12 protein-coding genes and 2 pseudogenes are annotated in these 18200 nt (G+C 63.7%); all 14 read right to left on the reverse strand.

The window, feature by feature from the left end; all coding sequences use genetic code 11:
- Positions 1-12 precede the first annotated feature (12 nt).
- The 14 genes and pseudogenes from M1B34_RS03340 to tssE all read right to left on the reverse strand — a co-directional run bounded on the left by M1B34_RS03340 (position 13) and on the right by tssE (position 18194).
- Positions 13-531: an Hcp family type VI secretion system effector gene (locus tag M1B34_RS03340; protein WP_123335791.1), complete on the reverse strand. Its 519-nt coding sequence runs from the start codon at positions 529-531 to the stop codon at positions 13-15.
- A 360-nt stretch (positions 532-891) separates the two neighbouring features.
- Complete coding sequence (locus M1B34_RS03345) at positions 892-1947, reverse strand: serine/threonine-protein kinase (RefSeq protein ID WP_268264442.1); 1056 nt, start codon at positions 1945-1947, stop codon at positions 892-894.
- On the reverse strand, positions 1944-2672 hold the full coding sequence (locus tag M1B34_RS03350) for a PP2C family protein-serine/threonine phosphatase (RefSeq protein WP_123337043.1): 729 nt from the start codon (positions 2670-2672) through the stop codon (positions 1944-1946). The genes M1B34_RS03345 and M1B34_RS03350 overlap by 4 nt, the downstream gene beginning before the upstream one ends.
- Positions 2672-6196, reverse strand: a pseudogene (gene tssM / locus M1B34_RS03355) (type VI secretion system membrane subunit TssM). Before tssM ends, M1B34_RS03350 begins: the two are co-directional and overlap by 1 nt.
- Before the next feature lie 14 nt (positions 6197-6210).
- Positions 6211-7080 carry a type IVB secretion system protein IcmH/DotU gene (gene icmH, locus M1B34_RS03360; protein WP_123337047.1) on the reverse strand — a complete coding sequence of 290 codons (870 nt, stop codon included), beginning with the start codon at positions 7078-7080 and terminating at the stop codon, positions 6211-6213.
- Between the two features lie 5 nt (positions 7081-7085).
- A complete protein-coding gene (gene tssK, locus M1B34_RS03365; RefSeq protein WP_268264443.1) occupies positions 7086-8417 on the reverse strand; it encodes a type VI secretion system baseplate subunit TssK in 1332 nt (443 codons plus the stop codon).
- The gene (gene tssJ / locus M1B34_RS03370; protein ID WP_268264444.1) at positions 8414-8920 is read right to left on the reverse strand and encodes a type VI secretion system lipoprotein TssJ; all 507 of its coding nucleotides are present in this window, start codon (positions 8918-8920) and stop codon (positions 8414-8416) included. The genes tssK and tssJ overlap by 4 nt, the downstream gene beginning before the upstream one ends.
- A gap of 5 nt (positions 8921-8925) precedes the next feature.
- Entirely contained in the window at positions 8926-10119 is a 1194-nt protein-coding gene (tagH, locus tag M1B34_RS03375) for a type VI secretion system-associated FHA domain protein TagH (RefSeq protein WP_268264445.1), read from the reverse strand.
- Between the two features lie 17 nt (positions 10120-10136).
- A complete protein-coding gene (locus M1B34_RS03380) occupies positions 10137-10277 on the reverse strand; it encodes a type VI secretion protein (RefSeq protein ID WP_123337053.1) in 141 nt (46 codons plus the stop codon).
- A gap of 95 nt (positions 10278-10372) precedes the next feature.
- Positions 10373-11890 carry a sigma-54 interaction domain-containing protein gene (locus tag M1B34_RS03385; protein WP_268264446.1) on the reverse strand — a complete coding sequence of 506 codons (1518 nt, stop codon included), beginning with the start codon at positions 11888-11890 and terminating at the stop codon, positions 10373-10375.
- A 10-nt stretch (positions 11891-11900) separates the two neighbouring features.
- Complete coding sequence (gene tssH / locus M1B34_RS03390; RefSeq protein ID WP_268264447.1) at positions 11901-14549, reverse strand: type VI secretion system ATPase TssH; 2649 nt, start codon at positions 14547-14549, stop codon at positions 11901-11903.
- 6 nt (positions 14550-14555) lie between these two features.
- A complete protein-coding gene (tssG, locus tag M1B34_RS03395) occupies positions 14556-15563 on the reverse strand; it encodes a type VI secretion system baseplate subunit TssG (protein ID WP_268264448.1) in 1008 nt (335 codons plus the stop codon).
- The gene (gene tssF / locus M1B34_RS03400) at positions 15527-17314 is read right to left on the reverse strand and encodes a type VI secretion system baseplate subunit TssF (RefSeq protein ID WP_268264449.1); all 1788 of its coding nucleotides are present in this window, start codon (positions 17312-17314) and stop codon (positions 15527-15529) included. The genes tssG and tssF overlap by 37 nt, the downstream gene beginning before the upstream one ends.
- Positions 17315-17787: 473 nt before the next feature.
- Positions 17788-18194, reverse strand: a pseudogene (gene tssE / locus M1B34_RS03405) (type VI secretion system baseplate subunit TssE).
- Between the last annotated feature and the right edge of the window lie 6 nt (positions 18195-18200).

An 18200-nucleotide genomic window follows, 5' to 3' on the forward strand; every position in this document is an offset into this window, starting at 1 on the left:
CGCCAGGCAGCCTTAGCCGGCCACTGGAGTGCGCCAGTCATCGGAACCGGAAGTACCGGAGACTTCGTGGGTCCAGGTGATCTTGCGGTAGGTGAAATGCACGTCTTCCAGGTGGGTGAAGTGCGCGTTCGATGGGTCTTGGCAGTTGTGCATGTAGTCCTTGATGTCAACGATGATTGCGTCTTCAAGGGTGGTGGTGAAGTAATGCTCTTGGGTGCCGGCAGCGGACGTGCGGTACCAGTGGATAACGATTTCGGTCAGGCGCTCGCCCGAGGTCAGGGCCGCCAGCAGCAGCGGTGAGGCCTTGTCGAAGACCTTGGTGATGATCACCGGCTTGTGTACGCGCTGACCGGTCGGCTGGCCGGATTGCGGATCACGGGGAATGATCACTTCGTGCTGGAAGCCCTGGACCATGACCTGGTCTTCGTGGCCTTCCTGATAAGTGTTGCCCACCGAATCGGCGGTGAAGGCGCCAGCAGTGATCAGGCCTTGTTTGGTGCCAGTGACGGACATGTACGCGGGTGTAGCCATGGGTGCTCTCCTTGCTGAAAAATCGGGACCGACAGGCACCATCGCCTGCCAGGTAGTGGGAGGAGATATCAAAAGCCATGCCATCATATTGGAATCACTTATATTTCAATCACTTAGGCGTGTGTACAGGGAGTTTCAGCGGATTTACCCGGCCTTGGCCGGTCAGCATTGCGCAAGAAGTTGCGCAGTACTGCGCAACTTCTTGCGCACTCCCCCACAACCACCGAAGCACCTAGCCTCCAGAACCTTATCCACACACTTATCCACAACCCACTGCGCAACTTCTTGCGCACTTGGCCAAACCCTCGGCCAAGGGGGCCAGCGCAGTGTTCTGTTCTTTTCTGTACCCGCCGCCCTACCTCAGCCCCGCCGGCCAGGCCAACAACGTCGCAACCACGACGGCGACTCGGCCAGGGCCTCGCGCAACTCGCTGGCGCTGATGCGACGGTCTGCGGCATCGAACGCCAGGGCCGTGCGCAACGCCGGCCAGAGGTGAGCCGGCAAATGCTCGGGAGCCCGCAACTGACGGTCCAGGCGCTCGTCCCGGGCCTGGGTCGATGGCAGGCGCCGAAACGGGTGCTTGCCGCAGGCCAGTTCGTAGATCACACACGCCAGGGCATAGAGGTCCGCGGCGGCCGACAGCGGCGCCTGTTCCAGCAACTCAGGGGCGGCATAACTGGGGGTCCAGGCGTTGAAGCGCCCCCGGCTCAGGTGCGGCAGGCCGGCGAGCACGCCCTCCTCGGCCTGGCTCAGGCCGAAATCGAACAGCCGCACACCGTCTTCGCCAAGCATGACGTTGCTCGGCTTGAGGTCGCCGTGCATCACCCCGCGCCCATGGCTGTAGGCCAGGGCATCGAGCAGCGGCAGCAACACTTCCCGCAGTTGGTTCCAGGGCAATCCCAGAGGGTGCTCACACAGCCATTTGTCCAAGGTCGGCCCGTGCATCAGCTCCATGGTGATAAAGGCACGCTGACACTGGGTGTCCACCTCGAAGCTGTGCAAGCGCACGATGTTGGGGTGGCTCAAACGCCGGGTCAGGGCGAACTCGCTGTAGAGCAAGGCGCTGGCGTCCGGCGAGTGGCAAAACTCCTCGCCGAGCACCTTGAGCGCCACGTAGGGAGACGGGTCGCCGAACTGCTCGTGCAACAGGTCCCGCGCGCGGTAGACCACGCCCATGCCACCGGCGCCCAGCAGGCGTTCCAGGCGATAACGCCCACCCAATACTTCGGGCAAGCCGCCAGCGGCCACCAGTGGCTTGGGCTTGGCCCGGCCCTTGGCACGTTGTCGGCCCTTGCCTTTGGTCGGTGGGGCCGGGCGCGGTGCGGCGTGGGCTTTGGCAAAGGCGAAATAGGTCAGGTTGTTGGCCTCTTCCTCGCTCAGCAGAATGCCCTCCAACCCAGCATTGAGTTCACTCATTGGCGTATCACCACCGCCGTCAGGTTATCCCGCGCGGCGCCGCTCAAGGCCCCGTCGAACAAGCGCTCCAGGGCCACCTGGGCATGCCCCAGGCTCAGGGCGCGGCCCAGGGCATCGCTGCTCAGGCCCTGGTACAGGCCGTCGCTGCACAGCAGGAAAACGTCCCCTGGGTACACCTCCAGTTCCAGCACATCCAGGGTCAATTGCTCACAGGCCCCGACTGCCCGGGTCAGGGCGCTGGCGGCCGGGTGGGCACTGGCCTGCTCGGCACTCATCTGCTGCTCATCCATCAGTTGCTGCTGCAGCGAATGGTCCTTGGACAGCTGGTACAAACGCTGCCCGCGCCATAGATAACAGCGGCTGTCGCCGGCCCAGATACAGGCCCCGCGATTGCCTTCCAGCAGCAGCGCCACCACGGTGCTGCCCATGATGCTGTCGCGCCGTTCAGCGGTGACCGTCAGCTCCTGGCCCAGGCGCCGGTTAAGCCAGTGCAGGCATTGGCGCAAGCCCTTGAGCCGCTCATCGAAGCTGGCCTGGGGCGGCAACTCGGCAAGGCTGGCGACGATCAACTGGCTGGCCAGATCACCGGCATGGTGCCCGCCCATGCCGTCCGCCACTGCCCACAGCCCTTGCTGTGGACAGTCGAGAAAGGCGTCCTCGTTGCGCGCCCGGACCTTGCCCGGGTCGGTGCGCGCTGCGCTGCGCCAGGGGTGGGTGCTCGCCATCAAAGCTGCACCGGCATGCGGAAGGTACGCAACACGCCCATGTCGAACGGGTTCGGCGCACGCTGGCTGGTCAACACGTAGTTGGCCCGCAGCCCGCCCAGGTCGGCCTTGAGCACCAGCACATCACGCCCGGTCAGGTACTCGGTCTGCATCAGGTCGAACAGTCGGAACAGCGACCAGGGCCCGGTGTTTTTCTCGATCCCGATCGGCCGCCCGGCCATCTTGTCCAGCACCAGGCTGGCGCGACCGTCCTCGGCATCCGTTGGCCATTTGAAGTTCATCGGCACGATCGGGCCGTGGCGGTAATCCAGCTGCTGGTTGCCGAAGCGGAACTCGGCCCGGCTCACCGACGAATCGAGGGTGTAGGGCTCAAGCCGGAATTGCAGTTGCGGCTCAGCCGGGTTCTCGGCGAAGAAGCTCTGGCGGATCTGCTGCATCGCCGCGATCTGCTCCAGGTAGATCTTCGACATCGGCAGACTGTGGCCATCGACGCTGCGCAGCCGGTAACTGCCCGGGTCGCCGCTGACAAAGGGCCGCATGTAGGTGTCGAAGAAACGCTCGGCAATGCCCTGGGCCTTGAAGAACTCGCGGAAGTCGCTGATGGCAACGTCGCTGGTGCTGTGGGCGGTGAACGGGTAGCGCTTGCTGATGGTCTTGTCGTAAACGCTGTACAGCTCGCTCTGGTAACGCTGGTTGAGGTAGCGGTACGAGTCGTCCAGCACCAGGCGCCAGGTGTCCTCGGCCAGCAGGTTGAACCACACACCCACCGGGCGCGGCAGGCGCTGCGAGGCATTGCGCAGGTTGCTCAGGGCATCACGCTGGCCGCCCATGCGCGACTTGGCCATTTCAAAGGCCATTTGCTCCGGCTGCGGCCCGGGCCAGGCTGGCCAGTTGCAGTTGCAGGTCGTTGAGCGCCAGCAACACCGGGGTCAGGTCCGCCGCCGGCCCGTTGTTGTCATCCAGCAGGCGATGCAGGGGTTCGAAGCGCCGCTGCAGGGATTTCTTCGCCGTATCTGGCAGGTTCTTGGCCAGGGCTTCCTGGGCCTTGCCCGCCGCCACGGCCGCCACTTTGCCCAGCGCCCCACCCTTCTCGGCAACTTTATCCACAACCGCGCCCAGTTCTTCCGTGCTCTCGGCAATCGCCTGGAAGCGCGTGTTCTCGCGCACTTCCACCAGCAGTTGGAGGATCGGCGAGTTGGCCGAGGTCAGGCCGGCGATCTGGTCCGCCCCTTCACCGGCGTCGTTGAACGGCTGCAAGCCCACCTGGCCGACGGCCTCGCTCCAGTAGTTGGCGTAGTCACGGAAATACAGCTGCTCCAGCTCCACCATCAAGCGTCGCAGGTCCATGTCACTGATGCCGTTGCCCTCCCCCAGCACCCAGTTGTCACGCAGCAGTTCGGTGACCAGCGCCGAGCCCTGGACCGAGAAATACTGCTGGTAACCCTGCTGGGTGTAAAAGCCCGGGATCACGTAATCCGCACCGACAAACAGCCCACCCTGGGGCCCCAAATGCTGGCTCAGGCGATAGTCCGGCAGGCTCCGCGCCTGCTCCCGCAGTACCCGATACACCACGTTGGCCAAGACTCGCTGCGCAATACCTGGCGCGCCTGAGTCACCAGCGCATCGTTGAGTGGGTAGCTGAACGGCAGCGCCAGCAAACGATCCAGGTGGCTGTTCAGGCCATTTTGCACAGCGGTATTGCCGGCGTAGCGCCGCGACCAGTCACTGGCCACCCAATCCTTGAGCCAGGCGGCATCACGCCGGTCCTGCATGTTCAGCATCAGGTAGGCGCGCAAGCTGTTGAGCAGGCGCTCGCGGTCCCGCAGGTTGGCGCGGATCTGCCCTTCGAGCATCTGCCCGATGCGCGGCAACAACTGGGTGTCCAGCTCACGCTCGTAGGCGTTCAACAGCACCGGGTTGCTCGCCTCGCCCTGATACAGGCCGAAGCGCTCATGCCAGCCCACATCGCCCTTGGGAGGGAATACCCGGGTGGCGGCAAAGCCACTGTCGAGGACCTTGAGCAAGGCTATCGAGTCGTCTCGTGGGCTCAGGGCGGCCCGTTGCTGGGACCAGGTCTGGGCCAGGGCGCGGAGGTTTTCCAGGCGTTCGTAGTTGGCGGAAAAACCACCGGTCCAGAGCAGGCCAAACAGCCCCAGAACCGCCAGCGCCCCGACATACAACGCCCGCTGGCCCCAATGAATCCGGCTGCGTTCGCGCTTGTCCAGGCCGGCCAGGTCCGCCTCGGGGAAAATCACCCGGCTGAGCAAGTGATGAATGAAGCGCGCCCGACCGCTGCGCAGGGTCGGCAAGATCCCGGCCGACAGCCCCAGGCTGGCGCCGATGCCCGCGGTGTCCTGATCGAGCCGTTCGGTCAGGTACGGCGCGCTGGTCAGGTAGAAGCCGCGCAGTTGGCTGGCACGCTGGTAGCGGTTGCCGGTGAAAGCCATGTCGACAAACAGGCACAGCTGCTCGCCGATCCGCCCCAACTGATGCGGAAAATCGAGGATGCGACCCCGGCGCTGCGTGTCGCGCTCCTGGTGCATGCGCATGATCACCTGGCTGTTCAGGCGCCGCAGCAGGCCTTCGAACTCCTGGCGCAGAACGGCCACATCGGTGCCGCTCTGGTCCTTGCGGAAACTGCTGCCCAGGACCTGGTCTGTTTCTTCCCGGGTCAGTTGGTCGAAGAACTCGTCGAAGCCCAGCAGTTGGTCGGCCTTGCTCAGCACCAGGTACACTGGCACATCGACGTGCAGTTTCTGGTGAATCTCCTGCAAGCGCGCACGCACCTGACGGGCCAGGGTGTCGAGTTCCTGTTCGTTACCACCCTTGAGCAGGTCCAGGGGAATGCTCACCAGCACGCCATTCAGCGGACGCCCGCGACGGCGCTTGCGCAGCAGGCCGAGCAAGGTGTTCCAGGCACTGCCGTCCACCTCGGTGTTGGGCTGGGTCAGGTAGCGGCCGGCAGTGTCGATGAGCACCGCGTGGTCGGCGAAATACCAGTCGCAATGCCGGGTGCCGCTGGTGTCGCGGGTCAGCTTGCGCTCGATCTTGTTCAGGGGAAATTCCAGGCCCGAGAAATCCAGCAGGCTGGTCTTGCCGCTGCCCTGGGGACCGATCACCAGGTACCAGGGCAAGTCGTTGCGCCAGCGCTCACTGCGTCCGCGGTACAGGCTCGACGCCTTGAGGGTGCGCAGGGCGTCATTGAAGCGGCTGCGCAGTTCCTTGTGTTCCTCGTCGATCTGCTCTTCGCGACGCAGGCGTTCCTGGCCGTCGTCGCTCTCTTCCACGGCTTTCTTGCGCACCCCGGAGCGCCAGCTGACAAACACCATGCTCAGGCCCCAGATGAGGAACAGCACGCTGATGGTCAGCAAGCGCGCCACCGCGCTTTCCCAGAACTTGTTGTCATCGACCGCCAGCAACGGCCCGACGAACCACACCAGCAGCGCCACCACGAGTACCAGCAACAGGGTCCAGACCCAGGGCTTGCACAGGAAGTCCGCGGCTTTCTTGAAGAACTTTTTCATCACACATCCCTGTATTACGACTGCGGCCGGACCACGCCTGCATCAAGCGGCTGATAAGGTTGCAACACGGTTTCACGCTGCTCGCCCAGTACCCAGGCGAACCCCGAATACATCATCACCAGGCAGACCAGGGCGAACAGCGCCACCATCCACCAGGGCACGATGCGCACCAGGCCATTGCGCTTGTGGCTGAGGCCTTCCCAGTTCGGCGACAGCTCGCGCGGCGCATCGCCACGCAACTGCCGCACCTGCCGGTACAGCGCATCCCGGATGCCTTCCAGTTCGAGCATGCCGCGGGCCATGACCCGGTACTTGCCCTCGAACCCCAGGGACAGGCACAGGTACATCAGTTCCAGCATCGGCAGGTGCTTGACCGGGTTCTTCGACAGCCGATCCAACAGCTGGAAGAACTTCTCGCCACCGAAGGTCTCGTTGTGGAAGCTGCTCAGCAGGCTCATCTGCGACCACTCGCTTTCATTGCCCCAAGGCGTGGTCACCAGGGCTTCGTCAAGCACCGAGCAGAGCACGTAGCGAGCGGTCATCACCTGGCTGCTTTCGGCACCGTTGTGCAGCGCCCGTGCCTCGAACATTTTCAACCCGGCGGTCAGCCGCTCGTTCAACGCGTAGAGGTCTTCGCGGGTCTCGCTGTGCTTGAGCCGCACCACCTCCGACAACAGCTCGGAAGCGGCCGCCACCAAGGCGTTGAGGCTGATGTTGATGGCTTCGGCCGGCCCCAGGCGGGCGGCGTAGATCATCCGTTCTTCCAACTGTTCGAAGCGCGGTGGCGCGGCGAAATCCGTCAGCGGGCTCTGTGCCGGGCCGTGCCCCTGGCGATCGAGAAGGACGGTCTTGTCATCCTGCTGGTGTTCCATGTCCTTGATCATTGGGGTCAGTTCCTTATGGCCCAGAATTTCAGTTCAAGCTCGGAGAATTCGCCGGACACGTGGAAGGCGAAACCACCGGAACGCTCCAGTTGTTCCTGGTCCTCGGCATTGAATTCGAGGATGAAATAGGTCTTGTTGGAGTGGAACGGAATCTGCCGCGGTGCCACCGGCAGCGGTTTGACCTTGATCCCCGGCAGGTGCAGGTTGACCAGTTGGCGGATGCGCTCCACCGGGCCGACTTTCAGGTGCGCCGGCAGGCGCTGGCGCAGTTCCTCGGAGTCGCAGTTGGCGCTGGCCGCCAGCACGAACGACGCTGACTCGAGCAGTTTGTGATCGTGCAGCGGCGCCACCAGAATCCCGTACTGACGAGTCTGCAGGGCCAGTTCCATGGCGTGTTGCTCCAGCACCATGGACAGCACCTGGCGAATCGCGTCCATCAGTTTGCGAAAGCTCGCGCCCTGGTCGCTGTGCTGGTAACGGCTGTCCAGGCGCGGGCGTTTGCTGTCGCTGGCGAAGGTCGCCAGATCGCCGAGCATGGTCAGCAGGATGCGGTACAGCTCTTCGGGGTGAACCTGGTCCAGGCCCAGGTAGTGACGCAGCAACAGCTCGGTGCGGTTGATCAGTTGCAGCATCATGAAGTCCCCGACCTCGGCGCCACCGACCTTGCCGTTGGAGCGAATGCGCTCGGCAATAGTGTCGCCTCGGTGGCCGAGCATGCTGATCACTTCCTTGAGGCACGACAGCAGGTAGCCGGAGCCATGGGTGTGGATGAAGGTCGGCACAAAGTCGCCGTCCAGGCTGATGACCCCATCCGGCGTGGTGTCGAGGACCTCACACAGTTTGAGCTTCACATAGGCCTGGTCACTCTGTTGCTCACCCAGCAGCAGGCGGAAGTCCGGGCGACCACAACTGAGCTGGCTGCTGGAGTCGTCACCGGCGTTGGAGTCGCTGATCTCCGTTTCATACACCGTGTAGCGGGCCAGCACGTCGGACTGCTCCGGGCGACGCGACTCGATGTGGTTGCCGGTGACCAAGGGCAATGCCAGGTAGATCGGGGCGTTGCCGGTGTTCGGCGGGATGTCCAGGGCCAGCGGCTCGATGTTGCCGCCCAGTTCGAACAGGCTGCCATCGGGCAGTACGCCGGACGCCTGGCTGATCACCAGCTTGCCCATGTTGAGGAACTGCTGGTCGATCTCCAGGCCCAGGAACCCCCAGTTGTAGCTGCCCAGCAACTGGGTGCGGGTCTTCATCTGGTAGTCGTAGTAGCGGTCGTTGTGCTGGAAGTGCTGCGGGCGCAGGAGCATGCCTTCCTGCCAGATGATTTTGTGCACGTTCATGAAGGGTCATCCGCCTTGGCCAGGGTTGTGTGGGTATTGCGGATGCCGGTCTGGTCCAGGGTCAGGTCGACGTTGTTCTGCTCCACCGGGGTGATCTGCAGCACGTACCGCCATTGGGTCTGTTCCAGGTCGCGGTAGGCTGCGAGCACGCCGACGAAGCGGCTGCCGTCAGCGATGCTGAGCTTGAGGTCGAGGGTTTCACCGGGGCGCAGTTCCAGCTCTTCACTGACCACCAGGTCCGGGGACAGGGACTCTTTGGCACGCTCGTAGAGGCTGAAGAAATCGGCATTTTCAAAAGCCACCGGGTGCTTGAGCTCAACCAGCCGCACCACGATCGGCGAGGGCCGACCGTTGAGGTCCAGGTTGAGCTGCTCACCGCCAGTCAGGCGCAGGTTGAGCTTGGTCATGGTCGAGTACGGCGACATGGCGACGCAGCCAGGCAGCAGCACCAGGACAATCAGCGCTGACAGCGCCTTGAACAGCAGGGTCGAGCGGCGGGACATGAAGGTCATCCTTGAAAATCAGTGTGAAGGGTGGAAATCAGGCGCACCTGCTCCGCATAGGCCTGGGCGAAGTCACGGGCCAACAGACGCTCGCTCCACTCGTCGTCCTGACACAGGGCCTGGTGGTAGCGGTTGTAGGCTTTCCAGCGGCTGCCGGCGGTGGCCAGCAACGGCTTGCGGTCGCGCTCGAAACGCAGGGTCAGTTGCTGCGGCGCAAAGTGCTCCAGGGTGCCGCGCAGGGCGGCGCGGCTGGCCGTCAGCAACGCCACTTGATGCGCCTGTACATCACGGAAGGCACGGGCCACCGCCTGCTCGGCGGACAACTGCCCAGGCTTGCTGCCGCGCAACAGCAGGCCCAGGGCCTCGCCGGCTTCCAGGGCGAATTTCAGCGGGTTGCCGCTGACGCCCTGGACACTGCTCTGGGCCAGGCGCAGCTCGTTTTTCAGTTCGCTGCGGGTACGCAGGCTTTGCTGCAAACCACCGATGCTCTGCTTGAGCAGGCTGGCCGCCTGGAGCGCCAGCGCTTCACGAGCGGCGTGGTCCATGCCCCGCAAGTCCACCCCGAGTGCGGCGCCGAACTGGCCCCAGAACGGCTCGCTTTGCTGCGCTACCGGCGCCGCCTCGACCACCGCAGCGGCCTTTGGCGGGGCCACCAGTTCCGGCACCAGCAGGGTTTCCACGTCGATGCGCGCGTAGTCCGCCAGTTGCACCGGCTCTTGGTGCCGCACATTCAGGGCGCTGAGTTCGTCGATCGGTGACAGCTGCGTGTCGTCCCGGTCCAGGGCGTTGAGGGGGTCAAGTTCAAGGAAAGCGTCATCGGGGATGATGCTGCCGGCCGCCTGGGGCAGGCCGACCTCGGCCTCGAAGCTTTCCACCGGCTGGCGCAGGCGCGCGCGAATCTGGAAGTCCCCCAACTGGTAGACACTGCCGTGCTCGATGCGGCGCGGCTCGCCCTTGCGCATACGCGCGCCGCTGTCACCGTCCTGGATGCCATTGCTGCTGGTATCGGTCAGGAAAAAGCCGCCATCGCGGTAGCTGACCAAGGCGTGATGATTGGACAGGTGGCGCTTTTGATCAGGAATGCTCCAATCGCAATCCTCGCCACGGCCGATCACCCCGCCGGCCTGTTTGAAGGTCTTGCTGCTCAACTCAGTGGGCACGAACTGCTTGGTGTTGAGCATTTCGAATACCAATTCCATGGTGATGCTCCTTGCGGTCACTTGCCGCGATTGACCGCTTGCGGATCACCCAGGGGGCGATAGGTGTTGTCGTTGAATTTGTAGTTGCCGCCGCAGCCGCCAAGGCCGCTCAGGACAACCAGGGCCAGCAGCACGGCTGGCCAGTGACGTAGGGACATCAGGAAGTCTCCATGGGTGGACGATGCACGGAACGCGGCGCCCGGCAGGCACCGTGTAAAGAAAAGAAAAGTGAGCGTGAACCCGTCATGGCCGCTTATCCCTCGAAGTCGCCGAGATTGATGTTCAAGCGACCCAGGCGGTACAGCAGGGTGCGTCGGGGCAGGCCCAGTTCGCGGGCGGCCAGGGTCTGGTTGCCGGCGTTCTTGCGCAGGCAGTCGAGCAACAGGTGGCGCTCGACTTTCTCCAGCCGCTCGCGCAGGTTAAGGCCGCTGTCCTGGGGCAGCGTCTCGGTGCTCAACGAGAAGTGCTCGGCCAGCAGTTGGCTGCCTTCACACAGCAGCACCGCCCGCTCCACCAGGCCCTTGAGCTCGCGCACATTGCCCGGGAAGCTGTAGCCGCCAAGGTGCTGCAGGGCCGCGTCTGACCAGTTCAACGGGTCACGTCGCAGAAAGCTGCAGGCCTTGTCGGCGAAGTGCCGGGCCAGGTCGAGGATGTCGCCCTCGCGCTGGCGCAGGGCCGGCAACTCGATGGGAAATTGCGCCAGGCGGTAATACAGGTCCTCACGGAATTTGCCTTCACTGACCAGCACCGCCAGGTCGCGGTGGGTGGCCGCGATGATGCGCACGTCGATCTTGTGGGTGTCGTTGGAGCCCAAGGGGCGGATCTCACCCTCCTGCAACACGCGCAACAGCTTGGCTTGCAGGGACAACGGCATGTCGCCGATTTCATCCAGCAGCAAGGTCCCGCCATTGGCCGCATCGAACAGCCCCGGGCGATCGCGGTCGGCGCCGGTAAAGGCACCCTTGCGGTAGCCGAACAGCTCGCTCTCCAGCAGGCTCTCCGGGAACGCTGCGCAGTTCTGCACAATAAATGCCTGGGAGCGCCGCGGGCCGTAGTCATGGATGGCCCGCGCCACCACTTCCTTGCCGGTGCCGGTCTCCCCCCGTAGCAACACGGTGTAGGGGCTGTGCAGCACCTTGCTGATCAACTGGTAGGTCTGGCGCATGGCCTGGCTGCTGCCAATCAAGCCGTAGCCGCTGGCATTGACCACGGTGTCGCCCATCGGCGTCACCTCCCCGGAAGGCCGCCGCAAACGCTGGAGCAGCTCCAGTTGCGCCAGCACAAAGGAACCCAATTGCCCCAGGGAATCGGCAAAGCCTTGCAGGTCCACCTGCTCCCGGCTGGCGCAGAGCAGCAGGCCCTCCACCGCCTTGCGCGAGTTGACCAGGGGCACACAAAGCAGCGACTGCCAGGGCGCACCCTGGGCCGGCAGGAAACTGGTCTCATGCAGGCTGGTGCTCAAGCCCTGCAGGCTCAGCACCCGGTTCTGGCACAGGGCGAATTGCAGCAGTTGCTCACCGTTGTAGTCCGCCGGCAGGCTGGCCGCTTCCCGTGGTTGCAGCAGCCCGCCCAGGCATTCGGCACTCAGCCCCAGGCGGGTATGGGTTGCATCCAGCAAGAACAACTGGCTGAGTTCACAGCCGCTGAGCTCGGCCACGCCCTGGACGAACTCCCCCAGCAACACGGCCCCTTCCGCCGCCCGGGACAAGCCGGAAAATTGCGCCAGCAGGGCCTCGGCGTAGATCAAGGGTTGCGGGACACATGTGAACATCACACCCACCTCAGGCGAACTCGCACGTCACGCCGGCGCTGTGATCCAGCGTGGCGTGTACCTGCTTGAGGGACTCGCCACGGGCCATGGCCTCCAGCAGCCGGTCGGCCACCAGCGGCACCAGGTGCGACTCCAGCAAGTGGTCGATCAACCGCGCCCCGCTTTCGCTCTGGGTACAGCGCTCGGCCAAATGGCTCACCAGGTTCTGGCAATAGCTGAACCCCAACTGCCGGCGTAGCAGGCGCTCGCCCAGGCGCTGCAGTTTGATGTCGATCAGCTCGCGCAACACCGGGCCGCTCACCGGGTAGTAAGGCACCACGCGCATGCGGGCCAGCAGCGCCGGCTTGAAGTGCTTGCTCAGGGCCGGGCGAATGGTCGCTTCCAGGGTCTCGGCGCTTGGCCGTTCGGCCTGCTCGCACAGGGCACTGATCTGCTCGCTGGCCAGGTTCGAGGTCATCAGGATCAGGGTGTTGCGGAAGTCGATCTCGCGCCCTTCGCCGTCGTTGGCCACGCCTTTATCGAAGATTTGATAGAACAGGTTGAGCACGTCCGGGTCGGCTTTTTCCACCTCATCCAGCAGCACCACCGAGTAGGGTTTCTGCCGTACGGCTTCGGTGAGCATGCCGCCCTCGCCGTAACCGACGTAACCCGGCGGCGCACCGATCAGGCGTGAAACCGTGTGTTTCTCCTGGAATTCGGACATGTTGATGGTGGTGATAAAACGCTCGCCGCCGTACAACAGGTCGGCCAGGGCCAAGGCGGTTTCGGTCTTGCCGACGCCGCTGGGGCCCACCAGCAGGAACACCCCCACTGGCGCATCGGGCTTGTTCAGGCCGGCAGCGCTGGCACGCATGGAGCGGTCCAGGGCCTGCACCGCCTGCTCCTGGCCACGGATCCGCGTGCGCAGGTCAGCGGCGAAGTTCACCACCTTGGTGTTGTGCTCCCGGGCCAGTTGGGCCAGGGGCACGCCGGTCCAGGCGCTGATGACCTCAGCCACCAGGCGCGGGCACACTTCGAAACTCACCAGGCGCTCATGCACCTGGGCAAGGCTGAGGGCGCTTTGGGTCGCATGCAGCGCCGCTTCCAGGGCCGCGACGTCGAGCCTGTCCTCGGCAGCCACCAGTCCCGGCTGAACCTCGTGCTCTTCAAGCGATTCATCCGACGACGTGGGTTCAGCCTCTCGGGCCTTGGCCAGTTGCTGACGCAAGTGCAGCAGGCGCTCGGCCAACTCACGCTGCTCGTTCCAACGCGCTTGCAGGGCCTGTTGCTGCGCTTGTGCCTCGACCAGCCGCGCTTCCAGCAGCGCCAGGGCCTCCTGGTCGATGTTCAGGCCGGCCTCGGCGTCCCGACGCAGGGCCTGGCATTGCCGCCCCCCTTCGGCCAGTTCGGCGCGCAGGCGCTCCAGGCTTTCAGGCGCTGCCGCCAGGCTGATACGCACCCGGGCACACGCGGTGTCGAGCACGTCTACCGCCTTGTCCGGCAGTTGTCGCCCGGCCAGGTAACGGGCCGACAACTCGGCCGCTGCCACCACAGCGTCGTCGCGCAGGTAGATGCCGTGGCTCTTCTCGTACACCCCAGCCAGGCCACGCAGGATGGTCACGGCTTCATTGACCGTTGGCTCGTGCAGTTGCACTGGCTGGAAACGCCGAGCCAGGGCCGGGTCTTTCTCGAAGTATTTTTTGTATTCCGCCCAGGTGGTGGCGGCAATGGTGCGCAGTTCGCCCCGGGCCAGGGCCGGCTTGAGCAGGTTGGCCGCATCGGAACCGCCGGCATTGCCACCCGCGCCAATCAGGGTGTGGGCCTCGTCGATAAACACAATGATCGGCTTGGGCGAAGCCTTGACCTCGTCGATCACCCCTTTGAGGCGCCGCTCAAACTCACCTTTGACGCTGGCGCCGGCTTGCAACAGGCCCATGTCCAGGGCCAGCAGTTCAACCCCTTGCAACACCTGGGGCACTTCACCGGCCGCAATCCGCGAGGCCAGGCCTTCGACGATGGCGGTTTTACCGACACCGGCCTCACCCACCACGATGGGGTTGTTCTTGCGTCGCCGAGCAAGGATGTCGACCATCTGGCGGATCGCCTCATCGCGGCACAGCACCGGGTCGAGTTGGCCGTCACGGGCCTGCTGGGTGAGGTTGTGGGTGAAACGTTGCAACAACGACTCGCCGCCCACCGCGGGGCTGCCCGGGTTGGCGGGGGCGTTCTGCGCCAGAGCGAAATCCTTCAGGCGCTCGATGTTCAACTTGGCCAGCAAGGGTTGATAACGGCTGCCCGCGTAGCGCATGGGATTGCGCAGCAGGGCGAGAATCAACGCCGCCTGCTCGACCTGGGTCTGGCCCAGTTCCAGGTTGGCCACCAGCAAGGCGTCCTGCAGCCACTGCACCAATTCCGGAGCGAACACCGGGTTGCGCGAGGCACTGTGCTCGACCCGCGACTGCAACGCTGCGCTCAGCTCGCCGAGGTCCACGCCGGCGTCCTGCAAACCACGGGCGAGTAGCCCCTGGGGCCGCTCCAGCAACCCCAGCAACAGGTCTTCGACGAGGATCTTGCTGCCGCCCCGGGCCACGCAACGCTCGGCGGAGCGCTCCAGGTCTCGGCGGGTCTCGGCGTCCAGAGCCTGGATAAGTTGTTGCAAGTCGAGGTTGATCATGTTCATCCGTCCTTAATGAATTTTGCTACCCAGGGTCACCACGCCATCCGCGCGTTCACGACCCAGCCAGCTGGTCCAGCCCAGGCGACAAGCGTTCTGCTCACCGATGCGCAGTTCGCGGATTTCTTCCTGGCGCAGCACCAGGCGAATGTCGTAGTCCAAGGGGTCACGCAGGGTGAAACGCACCAGCGCGCACAGCGGCTGGTAACCGAAACCAATCGGCAAAAACTCGTGGAAGCGCTGCCAGTCCAGCTGGCTGATGTGGATGCGAAACTTGCCGCTGCGGTCGCGAACCCGCTCGCCCAGCACCAGGTCTTCGCCCAGCAGGCTGTTGGCCTGGCCCAGGCAATTGCGCTGCTCCTGGAGAATCTCCACCCGGCGCTCAATGCATTGCTCGATCACCAGGTCCGCGTGCTTGAAGTAGTAGCGCAGCACCGCTTCGATCAGCGCCGCCGAGTGGGCGCGCAGGCTGAGCAAACCGAGGTACGGCAGCAAGCGTTTCCAGTTCAGTTCCTTGGCCCGGCGAATGTCTTCGCCGCCCAGGCCGATCAGGGCGAACAGCTGGGACGAGAACGGGTCCAGGGCACCGCTCTGGAAGCTGGCGCGGTAGCGGTACTTGCGCCAGATCGGCAGCATCAGGCGTTGCAGGCGGTGGTGGAACAGGTCGAGGAAGTTGCGCGTCGGGTTGCCCTCTTCGCTATCGCCCAAGGCCTCTTCGCCATAAAACGCCGGCAGCGGCGAACCGGAGCCAAACAGCCCGATCAGGTTGAAGCGCAGGCGCGCCCGCAGTTGCCCGTGCTCCTGGAAAAACTCCACGCGATCGACGTCGCTGCCGGGAAACCCCAGGCTCGGGTTGGCCTGGAATTCCAGCTGGTCGTAAAGGTCTTCCTCGCTCAGTTGCGGGTGCACCTCGCGCAGCCGATCCAGCACCAGCAGTACCGCCTGAAACAGCGAGTACTCGCGAATAACCCGGCTCAGCCCGCTTAGAGCAGGGGCTGCAGGCCCATACGTGGTGTCCATTGGTACACCTCTCCTTGGGTACTTTTCACCCGCAGCTCGTGGTAGGAATTGAGGCTGGCGTACAGCGCAAAAAACTCGTTGAGCACCGAGGCGAAGACAAACAGGTCGCCCTCGCCGATGTAGCCTTCGGGGTCGATGGTCAGTTCAGTACGCAAGCCGCGTAGGGGCAGGCCACGGTGCAGCCGGTCCACGTGTTCATGACGGATCGACTTGAGCCCGCCAAGCAATCGTTTGCTGACCTTCTCCGCGTGCTGGTCGTAGTAGCGCGGCAAGTCGTAGGTTTCGAGAATCACCTTCAAGGCGTCGACGTTGGCCAGCGACAGGTAGTTGAGGGACATGTTGCTGATCAGCTTCCACAGGAAGTCGCGGTTCAACGGCGGTGCAAAACTCGACGTGACCGGGGTGATGTTGCGGAAGCTGAGGAACTCCGGGGTGGCTTCGGAAGGCTGGTTGATGTCCCCCAGCTTGAGCCGGCGCGGCAGGTTCTGGTTGGTGCAGGTCAGCTCGATGGACAGGGTTTCATGGGCTTCGGTGTGGCGGATGCCAAAGCTCAAGTAAGTGTCCAGGCCGTCATGCAATAACGAGGAGCGCTGACGGATGCTGTAGTGCGGGCTGCTGTGGGGGACGTCGAAGCTCGGGTCGTGCTCAAAGGATTCGAACGGCACGTACTCCTGGTAACCCAGGCCGCCGGGCTTCCAGCCGGTGACGGTTTCCACCGAAAACACCCCGCAGTTTTCCAGGTCGTACTCGGCAGGCAGCAGCAGGTACTCGTCCTGTTTGCCGTCCAGGCGGATCGGCAAAGCGTCGTGCTTGAACAGGTTGGCGATCGGCGTGCAGTACAGCTTGACGTTGTCCAGGGTCGGGCGCAGGCGCTGGATGCCGCCCTTGAGGATGTCGAAACGCAGCTCCAGGCCGCGCATCTGCTTAAGGGTTTCCTCGGGCAGCGACTGCAACAGGTCCAGGCCATTCAGGTCGACGAACAGGAACTTGTCCTGGAAAGCGAAATACTCCTGCAGGTAGCGATAGCCGCGAAAGGTATTGAGCGGGTACGGGATCAACGCCTCTTCTTCGGCAAACCCCACCGGCTGCACCCGGCTGCCCGGCATCTTGAACGCCATGCCCTCGCCGTTGGCTCCGGGGAACGGCTTGCCGTCCATGCCCAGGGGCACCAGTTCGATGCCCTCCAGGTTGCGCAACAGGCACAGATAGAGCATCTGGCTGATGTAGCGCTCACCGGCCAGGTGCAGGCGCAGGCGGCTCAGGTTCAACTCCCCGATGTGCCCGTCGCAACTCATCTCCAGGCGTAGGCTAAGCAGGGCGCCACCGCCCTTGACCGAATAGTTCAAGGCCGTCAGGTCCAGAGGCAGGACCTCGGTGGGGTAGCAGGTGCGAAAGCGGCAGCGCACATCATCGATCGGCTTGCTTTCCACTGGCGTATCGCGCTCCACCCGCAGCGCCGGCCCGGACTGCTTCAACGGGTCGAACTGCAAGATGCTGAAGGCCGGCAATGGCCGCATATAGTTCGGCCACAGCAGTTGCATCAACGAATGGCTGAGTTCGGGCAACTCGTCATCCAACTTCTGCCGCAGCCGCCCCGTGAGAAAGGCGAACCCTTCAAGCAGGCGTTCCACATCCGGGTCCCGCCCGGCCTGGCCCAGAAACGGCGCCAATGCCGGACTACGTTCGGCGAAACGGCGACCCAATTGGCGCAGCGCAGTGAGTTCGCTTTGGTAGTAGTAGTTGAAGGACACTTCGGATTACCTGTTTGTCGTATTCGCAATAATTAGCCGGGCAAAACCTTGAGGTTATTGCCCCGGCAAGGCACGTCTTCAAACAGCCTCGGGTCGCTATACACCCAACGCTGACAAGTTGATTTCAAGGGTTCGACAAAGGCCCACCACATCACTTGCCACAGACCCGAACAGGGTTTGACAGGCGAACGCGCGCGGCGCCGGCAATTGGCCGTCGAACAGATAACACTCATCCTCCTCTGCGGGCCTTGGATTCAGGCGCCGCGTTGAATCGCCAGGCCCGCCCGTTTGCAGGGGCGTTCTGGACTTCTGAAACAAACAACCGAACTAAGAGATACAAAGCACTGCACAACAGGGAAGTGCTTCCCGGCCAGCCACTTATTATTCGATGGCTGTTTGAACCTCATAGTTGAAGCTCACGCTTGCAACTTATGTTGCAAACCAGGAACTGCATGTTTTCAATCCCGGGTTTGTTAACTGACTTTGACTTGGCCACTGCCATTCAAGCGCGCGGCAAAACTCACCTGGCGCTTGATCCCTTCCACTTCCAGCAGGCCTTCGATACTGAAGGCAACTTGAGTTGGTCGTGATCCCGCGGCAGGGACACCACCCGCACATTTGTCAGGCGCGGCTCGTAGGCTTCGATAAAACTCTCGATCGCCAAGCGGGCTTGGCTCAAGGCGTCGTGCAGGCTCAGGCGCATGTCATTCAGATCCGGCAGCCCGTAGTCCGCCAACGTTTGCACGCTCCCCGCACGGGTGCTCAGCATCTTGCCCAGATGGGCCGCCACTGAAACCGTTGCACAGGCCTCGCGGCTCCAACCGACGCGTTTGTCGGCTTCGCCACTCAGGCGTTCGAACAGGCTGCCGTATCCGCTCATGACCTT

It is taken from the genome of Pseudomonas morbosilactucae (assembly GCF_023241715.1).
Lineage (GTDB): Bacteria > Pseudomonadota > Gammaproteobacteria > Pseudomonadales > Pseudomonadaceae > Aquipseudomonas > Aquipseudomonas morbosilactucae.

What these genes read in the sequence shown, in the direction of transcription:
- tssK (WP_268264443.1), bottom strand. Translation starts at nt 8,417, where the DNA reads ATGAACGTGCACAAAATCATCTGGCAGGAAGGCATGCTCCTGCGCCCG.
- tssJ (WP_268264444.1), bottom strand. Translation starts at nt 8,920, where the DNA reads ATGTCCCGCCGCTCGACCCTGCTGTTCAAGGCGCTGTCAGCGCTGATT.
- M1B34_RS03380 (WP_123337053.1), bottom strand. Translation starts at nt 10,277, where the DNA reads ATGTCCCTACGTCACTGGCCAGCCGTGCTGCTGGCCCTGGTTGTCCTG.
- M1B34_RS03350 (WP_123337043.1), bottom strand. Translation starts at nt 2,672, where the DNA reads ATGGCGAGCACCCACCCCTGGCGCAGCGCAGCGCGCACCGACCCGGGC.
- icmH (WP_123337047.1), bottom strand. Translation starts at nt 7,080, where the DNA reads ATGATCAAGGACATGGAACACCAGCAGGATGACAAGACCGTCCTTCTC.
- M1B34_RS03385 (WP_268264446.1), bottom strand. Translation starts at nt 11,890, where the DNA reads ATGTTCACATGTGTCCCGCAACCCTTGATCTACGCCGAGGCCCTGCTG.
- tssG (WP_268264448.1), bottom strand. Translation starts at nt 15,563, where the DNA reads ATGGACACCACGTATGGGCCTGCAGCCCCTGCTCTAAGCGGGCTGAGC.
- tagH (WP_268264445.1), bottom strand. Translation starts at nt 10,119, where the DNA reads ATGGAATTGGTATTCGAAATGCTCAACACCAAGCAGTTCGTGCCCACT.
- M1B34_RS03345 (WP_268264442.1), bottom strand. Translation starts at nt 1,947, where the DNA reads ATGAGTGAACTCAATGCTGGGTTGGAGGGCATTCTGCTGAGCGAGGAA.
- tssH (WP_268264447.1), bottom strand. Translation starts at nt 14,549, where the DNA reads ATGAACATGATCAACCTCGACTTGCAACAACTTATCCAGGCTCTGGAC.
- M1B34_RS03340 (WP_123335791.1), bottom strand. Translation starts at nt 531, where the DNA reads ATGGCTACACCCGCGTACATGTCCGTCACTGGCACCAAACAAGGCCTG.